Genomic DNA, 11,462 nt, shown 5'->3' on the forward strand with positions numbered 1-11,462 from the left:
AATACGACTCCGAAGACTCCCCCTGTCCGCAGTTCGCGTCTCCGCCGCGCTTGGCTGTTCATGCGCCAGGCCATCGCCGGCACGCAAGAAGACTTCACCACCGGAAGTCTCGGCCGAGCCATCGGTTTGCTCGCCGTTCCGATGGTTCTCGAGATGTCGATGGAGTCGGTGTTCGCCGTCGTCGACATCTTTTTCGTCGCCCGCCTGGGAGCGGACGCCGTCGCCACCGTCGGCCTGACCGAATCGGTCCTGACCCTGGTGTTCGCCGTCGCCATCGGCCTCAGCATGTCGACCACCGCGGTGGTGGCGCGCCGCATCGGAGAAAAGGACCCCGAAAAGGCATCACTGACCGCGGTCCAGGCGATTCTGGTCGGAATCGCCGTCAGCTTCGTGGTGGGCGTGATCGGAATTCTGTTCGCGCCACGCATCCTCGGCGTCATGGGTGCCAGCGACTCGGTGATCGCGGGCGGCACCACCTACACCAGCATCATGACCGGCGGCTCCATCACCATCGTGCTGCTGTTCTTGATCAACGCCATCTTTCGCGGCGCCGGCGATGCCGCCATCGCGATGCGATCCCTTTGGCTGGCGAACGGCATCAACCTGATCCTGGATCCTTGCCTGATCTTCGGCCTCGGGCCGTTTCCGGAGCTCGGGCTGGCCGGTGCGGCGATCGCCACCAACATCGGGCGCGGCGTCGGTGTGACCTACCAGCTCTACATGCTGTTTCGCCCCGGCGGACGGATCACCGTCTCCCGCCGCCACCTGCGTTTCGATCCCGAGGTCACCTGGCGTCTGCTCAAGGTCTCCTTCGGCGGCATCATGCAGTTCCTGATCGCCACCTCGAGCTGGATCGGCCTGGTGCGCATCCTGTCCCTCTTCGGCAGCTCGGCGCTGGCCGGCTACACCATCGCCATCCGAGTCGTCATCTTCGCCCTGTTGCCCTCCTGGGGTCTCGGCAATGCGGCGGCAACGCTGGTGGGACAGAACCTCGGGGCCGGCAAACCGGAGCGCGCCGAGCGCGCCGTCTGGTTGACGGGCTTCTACAACATGGCGTTCCTCGGCTCCCTGGGGCTGATCTTCATCTTCTTCGCCGAGGCCGTCGTGTCGCTGTTCACCAGCGAGGCGGCAGTGCTGCCGATCGCCGCCGACTGCTTGCGGGTGATGGCCTACGGCTACGCCTTCTACGCCTTCGGCATGGTCATCGTGCAGGCCTTCAACGGTGCCGGCGACACCAACACGCCGACGGTGATCAACTTCTTCTGCTATTGGATGCTGCAGATTCCCCTCGCCTACGTGCTGGCGCGAGTCGCGGGCTTCGAGGAGCGCGGCGTCTTCCTGGCAATTCTGATCGCCGAAGTGTTGTTGACCATCACGGGCCTGCTGGTGTTCCGCCTCGGACGCTGGAAAACGAGGCAGGTTTAGGAACGCGGGAAGAAAAGACCGAGAACCGGTAGACTCCTGCGAATGGGGTCTGCCCGGCCCATCAGCGGCCGGCCCCGAGCCGGACGGGCAACTTCAACTCCCCAGGGGAGAAGAGCACGATGGGATTCTTCGATCGCTGGTTCCGCCGCGACCCGGAAGCGACCCTCGCCACCGCCGAGGAGCTCCTGGAGCGTGGCAACCTGCTGCGCGCGCGCCAGCTCGCCGAGGGCTTGCAAGCGAGCCACGGGGGTTCGGTGCGGGAACGCGCCCAAACGATCACTCGCAAGGCGCGGCGAGCGATGCTCGAGTCCACCCTCGAGAACGCCACCCTGGCCGAAGAGCAGGGCCAGCTCGTCGAGGCCGGTGACTGGCTGCGATCGGCCCTCGAGCACGCCATCGGCACCGACCGGGAAGACGCCGTGAGGGAGCAGCTCGCGCGCGTCGCCCGCAAGCAGGCGGCGGCCCCGGAGTTCGTGCTCGAGCCGGAGATTCCGAGTGCCCACGATCCCGGCGATCCGCACGGCGATGGGTTCGACGCCGACACCCTCTTCGCCACCTGGGTCGACTCCCTGGCACCGCAAGCCGCCCAGCGCTACGCCCACCGCGAGAGCGCGTTTCGTGAAGCCGTCGTCGACGTCAACGAGGGCAACCCGGAAGCCGCCCTCGAGGCCTTCAACGCGCTGATCGAGGAAACCCCCGGCGACCCGATCCTGCATTTCGAGCGCGGCCGAGCCCGGCTAGTGGCCGGTGAGCCGCTGGCCGCCCGCGAAGACTTCGAGATCGCCTGGGAAGGTCTCGGGTCAGAAACCCTGGACCGCGCCGACGAGCTCTCCGTACCCCGCCTGTGGGCCGAGGCCAGCCTCGAAGCCGGGGAGCCGGAAGCCATGGTCGAGCGTTTCTCGGACCCCTTGCTCGAAGAACCCACCGCCGGCGGCGCGGTGATCGCGGAGCTCTTCGGATTCGCTCTCCTCAACACCGAGCGCTACGCCGACGCCCAGCGGGTGCTCACCGCCGCAGCGCACCACTTCCCGAGGGTTCAGGCCTTTCCCTATCTTCTGGCGCGCGCCCACGAAGCCCTTGGACAGCCGGACGACGCCATCGACTGCCTGGAAGTGGCCATCGCTCCGAGCTGCGCCTCCGGCAATTGCTCCCGGCCGCCCCTTCACCTCCCTTCCCTGCGCGCTCTGGCGCGACTACAGCTTCAGCAAGAACCCCCCAATATCGAGCGCGCCGGCGAGCTCCTGACCTTCCTGTCGGCCGCAAAGCAGGGGCAGCTCGGCGAATCGGACCTACGGCTGGTGGCTCGCTACGAAGAAGCCGCCGGCAATCCGGAAGCGGCCAAGAAGGCGATTTCGGCGGCCGAGTACGTCGCCGCCCAGACGGCGATCGACGACGAAATCTGAGCCGCCGGCCAGCCCAGCCCGAATCACAGCCGGTCCTCCTCGAGCGTCCTTTCAGCGAGCCGAGCCTTCGCCTCGGCCGCACCAGGAACGCTCGTTTGGCCCTTGGGCCAGGGAGGACTGTCCATGCTTTCGATTTTCCGATTTCGCTTCGCCGGACTGCTCGCCGGCGCCGCCCTCTTCGCCGCCTGTGGCTCGACCACCGCGCTGCGGGGAGAAGGCCTCAAGATTCTCTACCCGTCGGAGTTCGAAACCGTTTCGAACCACCAGATGGTGGAGTTCCGATTCCGCCTCGGGGACCGCTTCACCCTCGGCGCGAAGGGTCTCCACGTCGAGGTGTCTCGCGGCAACTCCTACATCCCCCTCGTCCTCGAAGAGACCAAACCCTGGCGCGACGGCTATGCCCGCGCCCGCTGGCGGGTCGAGGGCGCCGAGCCCGGTGAATGGCGAGTCACCGTCACCGGTCGCCGCGGAGGCCACGAGGAGCGCGACTCGGTGCCCTTTTTCTTGCATGCGGCACCGGTGATCGAACGCATCTCGATCGTCTCCATCCAGCAGGTGGGTAGGTCTGTCGAGGTCGAGTTCCGGGCCCATGTCGACACTCCGTCGGGCCTGCCCGTCGAGCGCTACACCTGGCACTCCGGCGATGGTACTCCGGTGGTCGAGACGAAAGAGCCCCGCTGGCGCCACCGCTACGTCCGGCGAGCCGACTCCTACAACCTCGAGGTCGACGCTTTCGATGGCCTCGGCGGCACTGACAAGATCCTCCGTCCGATCAAATTCGCCGGCAAAGGCCCACAGCAGGGCAACCTCGAAGAGGACGAGAAGTGCGGCTGCACCCGGCTCACCATCCGGGCCACCGCGGGCGAGTGGAGCGGCAACTACTGCGGCAACCCACCGGGCGTCCCCGGTTGTGAAGCGGTGATCGACGGAACGTGCCCGGGCAACGCGTTTCGCTGTCCCTTGGGGGTCATTTCTGAGAACGGCGAACTACGCTTTGGTTTCGAGCCAAGCGCTGCACTGTCGGCAGACACGGACGACCTCAGTGAGTGCTCGGCGGGCCAGTACGTCCAGTCCACCTACGTCGATGATGGAGTCACGGTAACCAATCCGCTGACCAGCACCACACCCCCTGGCGGCAGTGACGTCACCATCGGATCGCTCACCATCGCGACCGTCGCCAACGGGGCCCGGGCACCAGCTTTCGGCGCCACTCAAAGCAGCAAACCACTCTTCGGAGCCGACAACTACACTTCGGCGAGCACGGTCTGGCGGGCCAGCCTTCAGACCCTTCGCTGGTACGACGCTCCCGGAGGCGCGACCGGCCAGGACTCCGGCACTATCGAGAACGACTTCATCAGTTTCGTCAACGGCAATGACGGCAGCTGCTGGTGCCGCTTCAAGGTCGAAGCCGCCTGGACCAAGGGCAACGCCGCCACCGGTGCCGCCACCCTCGAAGACGGTTCCAACTGCGTCGTGAACTGAATCGGCTCATCGTCCCGGTCGCCGCCGGGGGCGGCTCCAAGACTCCACCAGCCCCGCGATTCGCGGGGCTTTTTCGTGCGCAAAAGAAATCGGAAGGTTTTTCGAAGCTTCCTCGCAGGGCGAGTGGGGGCGACCCAGGACACGGTGAGGAGCGCTGGAGCTACCCCTCCAGTTGCTGACCAACCGTGCGGCGTCCTCGCCGACGCCGGCAGAAAGGAGTGCCCTCGATGCCGCGCAGTTTCGCCTCCATCCTCCTCGCAGGCCTATGCTTTCTCCTGACTCCCGCAGCCCGTGGACAGATCCCCGACGACGTCGATCCATGGCGCCGCTGGGAGACCGTGATCACCAGCTCCACCGACTTCACCCAAGGCGGTGGCAATCCGTACCGAGACCTCGTCCTTCAAATCGAGTTCCGACAGCGCCACGGAACCCAGGCCTTCGTCCAAGACGCGTTCTGGACCGGCCCCTCGTCGCCTCGGGACTTCAAGGTTCGAACCATGTTGCCACCGGGCACTTGGGACTGGATGGTCGTCGGCTGTACCGGTACGACGGGAGGACAGAGCTGCGCCAGCGGAGTGTCGTGGACTCCCGCCTCGGGAACCATCCAGGTCGACCCGGACCCCACACCACCTTCCACCACCGTTCGCCTCTACCAACGCGGCGCTCTCAAGCAGCTCGGCGTGATCGGCCCGGGGTCCCAGCGCTTCACGGATCTCTGGTACGACGACGGCACCAATTTCTTCTGGGCTGGCGACACGGCCTGGACCGCTCCAGCCCGAACCATCGATGCCGGCCTGCCCTCGGGCCTGTGGAGCTCCTACCTCGCCACGCGCCGGCAACAGAGCTTCACCACCATCCTCATCGCTCCGTCGGTCGCCTGGCAGCCGCAGTCTCCCCAGACCTGGCCGGCTCTGCCGACCGCCGTCAGCTTTTCCTTCGATCAGATCCCTGGCTGTGCCGGCCAGCCGATACCCAACGCTTGCTCGACACCGGTCGAGGGCTACTGGCGGGATTTCGACGCCATGATCCAGGAAGCCAATGACCAAGACCTCTTGGTGACGATTGTTGGATTGATCGATCCGGTGGGTTTGGGAGCGAACGGTACCTATCCGGAGATGGCCCACGCCCGAGCCTTCGCCCGCTACCTCGCCGCTCGCCTGGCCGGAAACCACGTGGTCTTCTCTCCAGGGTTCGACACCAAGGTCGGAGACCTGGTCTTCAACTCACCCAGCGGTTCGAGCGCGATCACCGCCGGTGACTCCATGGACGCTGTCGGCCAGGAGCTCCGACGGGCGACGCCACGGCACCTGGTGACCAACCACCTCGCGGGCCGCAGCCCCTGCGAGGACTATCTGGCATTCGAATCATCGAGCTGGATGACCTTCTATCTCTTCCAAAGTGGCCACGCCAAGGGCAACGGACCCTTGGGTGGACTCTGTCCGGGCCGCAGTGCCGGTGAAAGTGCCTACCGCGGCGCCATCCGCCGAGCTCGAACGATGCCCCTTGTGCTGGCCGCTGAAAGCGACCCCGAGATGCCGGTCATCAACGGTGAAGGGCCCTACGACGGCCTCGAGTCGAGCCACTCCAGTCCGCCCAACATCCTTCCCGACACCCGCTACGGCGTGCGCCAGGCCGCCCATCTCAGTCTCCTTTCCGGAGCCACCGGATTCACCTACGGGGTCGACCGCATCTGGGCTTGGCACGATCCCGGGGCCTACTTTCAACTGCCCTCGGCAAACGACATGAAGCGACTGTTCGAGCGCTTCACATCCTTCGCCTCGAACGGCGAATTCATCCCCCTCCAGCCCAACCACCAGTGGATCGTCGGCCAGGGCTCCGGAACCCCTGACGAGCTCCGCAAAGTGCTCGCCACCTACGGCAGCGACCTGGTGGTCGCCTATCTGCCGAGCGATCCAGCCTCGTCCGAAATCACCATTTCGAACCAGGGAATCTCCGATCTCTCGTGCGACTCGGGCACGTGGACCATCACTTGGCTCGATCCGCGCAGCAATGCTCTCAACATTCCCGTCCATTGCTCCTCGACACAAGGCGGCACCGCCGTCACCTTGACCAAGCCTGGAACGGCTTTCTGCAACCTTGCAAACGCCAATTGCGACTGGCTGTTGACGATCGAGCGCAACGACCCGGGCTCGGGCGGCGGAGGTCAGCAAGGCTCCCCGCTGGAGGCCCGGGACGACCACTGGACCGCGGTCGGCGGTCTTGTCGCGCGCCCCGGCGAGAACCTTCGCTTGCCGACCAGCATCCTCGACAACGACCAGCCGCCGGGCGGCGTCTGGACCCTGGGAATCGAGCCAACGGGAAGCACCGCAGGAACCGTCCAAGCCTGCGGCACCGGAACGTCCGGTGTCAGCCTCTGCTACACGCCACCGGCCGCCGGATTTTCGGGAGAGGACACCTTCCGCTACACCATCGGTCCGGACGGCGAGATCTCGCCGACCGCGAGCGCCCTGATCACGGTCCTGGTCGAAGCGACGCGGCCCCCGATCGCCGGCGACGATGAGATCTCGATTCCGGCCGGAGCCACCTCTTGGGTCATCCCCGACTCGCTGTTGCTGACCAATGACTCGGATCCGGACGGCCAGCCTCTGGCCGTCTGCGGACAGAGCTACGAGTACGGCTTCGGAACTCTGGTCCGCGAAGCCGACTCCTTCGTCTACACCCCGGGTTCCCTCTTTCCTATCGCCGGAAGCGACGCCTTTCAGTACACGATTTGTGACGAATCCGACATGACCGCCGAAGCCTGGGTCCGTCTCTCCACCCCAGCTTCCCAACCGGTGGTCTTCGAAGACGCCCTCGAGAGCGGAGATCTGGGCTCCTGGACCTCGACCTACGTTCCACAGGGCGGCTCGGTGGAGGCCAATGCCGAAGGAGCTCTCAACGGCGCCTTCGGACTCTCCGTAGAGAGCGAGCCCGGGACGACCTTCGCCTTCGCCCAGTCTTCAGCCCCCGAGGCCGAAGACCATCTACACCTCTTTCTTCAACTCGATGCCGTGGGCCTCGACATGGCCGAGGGCGACAGCTTCATCGTCGCCTCCGCTCTCGGACGGAACGGCAACGTCTTCGACCTGAGGATCTCCAGGCATCCCGGCGGCTTTCGACTCCGAACCTTCGCCTTCGGAGAAACCACTTCGAGCACCCCGTGGCACTTCATTCCCGACGGACCAGTGCCGCTGCGTCTCGAGTGGTGGGCAGCGAGCCATCCCGACGCCGAAGACGGCGGTCTCCGACTGTGGCTGGGGCACCAGCCGATCGGCCTGATGCTCGACCTCGACAACGCCGGCAAAGTCGTCGACACCCTGCGCGCCGGCATCGCCGGGGGTCTCGACTCCGGCACCAGCGGCCGGTTCGCTCTCGACACTTTTCGCTTGTGGAGAGGGAGCTGCAGCCGCACGCCGGTGTTCTTCGATGATCTCGAGTCGCAGAGCCTGAACGCCTGGAGCAGCACTCAGGTATCGAACGGTGGCCAGCTGCTGGTCAGCGCCCAAGCTGCCCTCGAGGGCGACGCGGGCCTGGCGGTCGAAGCGGTCGCGGGATCGACCTTCGTGTTCGCCGCCAGCTCGGCACCGAGCGGCGAGAATCCCCTCGAGGTCTTCTTTCGAATCGATCCCAACAGCCTCGCCATGAACACTGGCAGCACCCACGGCGTCGCCGCCGCCATGACCGCGACCGGCGCCACCGCCTTCGACGTTCGACTCGGCCGATCCGCCAGCGGCTATCGACTGCGCGCGATGGCGCGCGACGACAACGGAGGCGTCTTCTTGACTCCTTGGACTGCCATCGCCGACGCCGCCGTGACGGTGAGGATCGAGCACCAGACCGGCAGCACGCCAGGATCGTCCGACGGCTCACTGCGTTGGTGGATCGATGGCGTAGCCGCCGGAGTGATCCCCGATCTCGACAACTCGCAGCGCTCGGTCGAAACCTTTCGGGTAGGTGTCGTCAGTGGCCTCGATCCCAGAAGCGTCGGAACCACCCACTTCGATGACGTTCGGATCTGGTCGCCAAGCTGTCCGTGAGCGCTTCGCCTGGAGGGCCGCCATTTTCCGCGGATCTCCCGTCGTCGCCAGAATTCGTTCAGGAAACCATGGCGGGATTCCGTTCCCCCCGACGTAAACCTCCATGAGCCCTCCCGGCCACCCGCGTCCTGCTCCCACGCGGGTGGGGGGCCCCGGGAGGGCCGCCCTCAATCAAGCTCCTCCGCAGCGAAACCGGGAGCTCGTCCCGGCGGCAGGCGCCGCAGCTCGCCCTCGAGCCAGGAGGCTGACATCTCGTAAGAACGCGAGCGCAGCTCTTCCAGCAAGGTGATGAGGCGCTCGGCGGCGGCCGGATCTTCGCGTTCCTGAAGGTCGAGAAGGAGGAGTCTCCCCTCGGTCTGGACGACCAACCACCACAGGCCGCCCTCCTTCGCCAGCGGCAAAGCCCGGAGCAAAAGGTCGCGGGCTGCCGAGGGCTGTCCGTTGGCGCGTCGGACATCGGCGATGATCAAGCTGTTTTCGATCAGGTCGACCGGACCTCCGGCGATCTCCCCGCCCGGCAAGGCCCTCGAGGCTGCGACCGGCCGACCGGCAGCCAAGAGCGCCCGGGCGAGAAAGTAGGGATCGCGGTAGGAGTCCTCGTGCAACGCCATGGCGCGGCGAATCGCCACCGCTGCCGCTTCGCCTTCCCCGGCGGCGAAGCGCACGCGATACATCGCACGTTGGCCCTCGGCTTCGAAGCCCGGCTCATCGAGATCACCGAGGATCTTGCCGAGCTCGTCGGCGGCCGCCAGGGCCTCGCCATGATGACCACGGAGCGAGAAGACCCGAGACCGCTGGATCAAACACTGGGCCAAGAGGCGCGGATTCTGAATCTCGCGCGCCAGGGCGACACTTTCGACGGCGGCCTGCTCCGCGGCCTCAAGATTCCCCAGGTACATTCCCGACAGGGACACCGAGAACAGGACGTTAGCCAAGGCATACCTGTTGCCAAGGTCGCGAAAGCTGACTTCCGTTTGGCGGAAGCGCTCGGCGGCATCGCGCCAACGCCCCTGACTCATCTGAACCGTGGCCAGGTTGTAAAGGGTGGAAGCCTCCATCTCCTGATTTCCGGTTCGGCGGTAGAGGGCGTGGGCCTGGGTGTAGGCCTCGACCGCCTCGGCGCGGCGACCGAGTTGATTGAAGGCAATGCCGAGGGAGTTGTAGGTCTGAGCCTGCTCAAAGTCGTCATTCAGCGCCTGGAAAGTGGCGAGGGCCGACTCCAGCGCCTCGAGGGCCGGCTGATTGCGCTGGCGGACGAGGTCGACCTCGGCCCGCTGGCGGCTGACCACCGCTGCGGCTTTCTCATCTCCCGATCCTTGGAAAGTGGCGAGGGCATCGGCAAAGTGCTCGTCGGCGGCCGTGAGCTTGCCCTCGTGATAGCTCCACCGGCCCAGCATGGTCTGGCACCAGGCAATGCCGCGCTGATCGCCAACGGCGCGGAAGCTCTCCAGTGAGCGGAGTTGCTTCGCCATCGCTTCGTCGGGGAGATCGAGGGCGTAGAGGCTGGCTCCGAGCAGGTGCAAGGCCCGCGCTTCGAGGTGGACGTCGGAACGCTGGCGAGCGCCGGCAGCGGCTCGCTCCGCGGCTCCGCGCGCCCGCTCTTGCCGCCCCATCAATCGAGCCGTCAAGGCCTCGTGATAGTCGATCCGCGGATCGAGATCCCCCGGCCCGAGGCGCCCCCTGAGCTCCGCCAGGGCCTCCAGGGCGCCATGGAAGTCGCGGGCTTGGGTCAGGCTGTTGGTGTAGCCGAGGCCGTACTCGAGGTTCTCAGGGAAGGCATCCCACAGGCGTCGAAAGACCACCGACGCCTCTTTCCAACGCGCCGCGACGCCCAGGGACCGGGCCTCGATCCAAAGCCGCTGATTGACCGGCAGCCGGGCCGAAGCAGCCCGCGCCGAGGTCGCCACTTCGCTGGCCTCCCGGGCCCGCCCCAGGGACTGCAGCGCGTCGGCCAGAGCCAGTTGAGTGAAGGGCTGGTCCGGTTGAATGGCGAGCGCCCTCTCGAAGGACTCGCGCGCCGCCCGTGGCCGAAAGTGGCCGAGCTGGAGCAGCCCGTCGGTGTAAAGGCGAATCGCCTCGGGATCGTCCGGCAGGGCCGCCCGTTCCTCGCCGCCATCGTCGGCGGCGCCCGGCAATCGCTGGCGCAGGGAGCTCCCGGCCTGGCGCACCAAGCCAGCGAGATCGGAAAGCTCTCCGCCCTCGACCACGCCGGCGACGACGCGGCCGCCTTCGACTTCGCGGAGCTGTAGATCCAGTCGGATGCCGTTCCCTTCGACCAGAAACGACCCCCGCACCTCGAGGGCTGCTCCGAGCTCCGCCGGCGGGGTCCCGGGTTCCGAGCCACGACCTTCGACGAGCTCGCGGGGCAAGAGCTGTGCTCGCGGCGACAGGGCGAGCTCGGTGGCCACCATCTCGGCCAGTCCGCGGGACAGCCAGGCGAGCTCCTCACGGCCCGACAGGTCCTCGAAGCTCCGCACGGCAACGGTCGGAGCTTCGGCCTCGAGGACCGGCGCCACGCCGGCCTGCGGCGAATCCCGCCAAGACTGCCAGCCGAGCCAACCGACCGCCCCCACCACCAGCAGGCTCAGGGTCAGCCAGCGCCAGCGCCCGTCGGCCGGCGACAGCGGCTGGTGGCGCGGTGGAGCTACGGCCGGCTCCCTACCGCTCGCGCGCAGCGAGTCTGGCGACCAACGCACGTCGGCGATCAAGCGGTAACCGCGCTTCGGAACGGTTTCGATGAAGCGCGGCTGCCGGGCCTGGTCGCCCAAGGCCTTGCGGATCAGGGAGACACAGCGCGCCAGGGCACCTTCCTCGACCACCGCACCGCGCCAGATGGTGGTCATCAGCTCTTCGTGGGGCACCACCCGACCGCGGCGCTCGGCCAAAGCCACCAGCAGGTCCATCTCCTGAGGCCGGAGGCGACGCAGAGTCCCTCCGCGCCGCAGGGTGCCGGCGGTCGGCTCGACGGTCCAATCGCCGAGGAGAAAGGGCTCGTTCGGGGAATGAGATGTGCTCATGGCGAAGCTCGCTCCTGCGCGGGCCTCGCCCGGTGGGCCAGCTCGCGCTGCTTTCGAGAACCGCCGGGTTCCCGAAGTGCTGGGATTCCTCGCCTCGG

Annotated in this window: 5 protein-coding genes; 4 read left to right on the top strand and 1 reads right to left on the bottom strand. The window is 66.8% G+C overall.

Annotation, left to right across the window (positions count from 1 at the left end; all coding sequences use genetic code 11):
• Positions 1–60 precede the first annotated feature (60 nt).
• The 4 genes from AAF604_06460 to AAF604_06475 all read left to right on the top strand — a co-directional run bounded on the left by AAF604_06460 (position 61) and on the right by AAF604_06475 (position 8,347).
• Positions 61–1,425 carry an MATE family efflux transporter gene (locus tag AAF604_06460; protein MEM7049281.1) on the top strand — a complete coding sequence of 455 codons (1,365 nt, stop codon included), beginning with the start codon at positions 61–63 and terminating at the stop codon, positions 1,423–1,425.
• Positions 1,426–1,544: 119 nt separating this feature from the next.
• Positions 1,545–2,828, top strand: a complete 1,284-nt coding sequence (locus AAF604_06465) for a tetratricopeptide repeat protein (GenBank protein ID MEM7049282.1) — start codon at positions 1,545–1,547, stop codon at positions 2,826–2,828.
• 123 nt (positions 2,829–2,951) lie between these two features.
• A complete protein-coding gene (locus tag AAF604_06470) occupies positions 2,952–4,310 on the top strand; it encodes a hypothetical protein (GenBank protein ID MEM7049283.1) in 1,359 nt (452 codons plus the stop codon).
• A 227-nt stretch (positions 4,311–4,537) separates the two neighbouring features.
• Positions 4,538–8,347, top strand: coding sequence for a DUF4038 domain-containing protein (locus tag AAF604_06475; GenBank protein MEM7049284.1), 3,810 nt, complete (start codon positions 4,538–4,540; stop codon positions 8,345–8,347).
• 167 nt (positions 8,348–8,514) lie between these two features.
• On the opposite strand, the gene AAF604_06480 is transcribed toward AAF604_06475, so the two are convergent.
• A complete protein-coding gene (locus tag AAF604_06480) occupies positions 8,515–11,364 on the bottom strand; it encodes a tetratricopeptide repeat protein (GenBank protein ID MEM7049285.1) in 2,850 nt (949 codons plus the stop codon).
• Positions 11,365–11,462: the final 98 nt, after the last annotated feature.

The organism is Acidobacteriota bacterium, assembly GCA_039028635.1.
Classification (GTDB): domain Bacteria; phylum Acidobacteriota; class Thermoanaerobaculia; order Multivoradales; family JBCCEF01; genus JBCCEF01.

Coding starts and splice junctions, on each gene's coding strand:
- AAF604_06460 (MEM7049281.1), top strand. CDS start 61: ATGCGCCAGGCCATCGCCGGCACGCAAGAAGACTTCACCACCGGAAGT.
- AAF604_06465 (MEM7049282.1), top strand. CDS start 1,545: ATGGGATTCTTCGATCGCTGGTTCCGCCGCGACCCGGAAGCGACCCTC.
- AAF604_06470 (MEM7049283.1), top strand. CDS start 2,952: ATGCTTTCGATTTTCCGATTTCGCTTCGCCGGACTGCTCGCCGGCGCC.
- AAF604_06475 (MEM7049284.1), top strand. CDS start 4,538: ATGCCGCGCAGTTTCGCCTCCATCCTCCTCGCAGGCCTATGCTTTCTC.
- AAF604_06480 (MEM7049285.1), bottom strand. CDS start 11,364: ATGAGCACATCTCATTCCCCGAACGAGCCCTTTCTCCTCGGCGATTGG.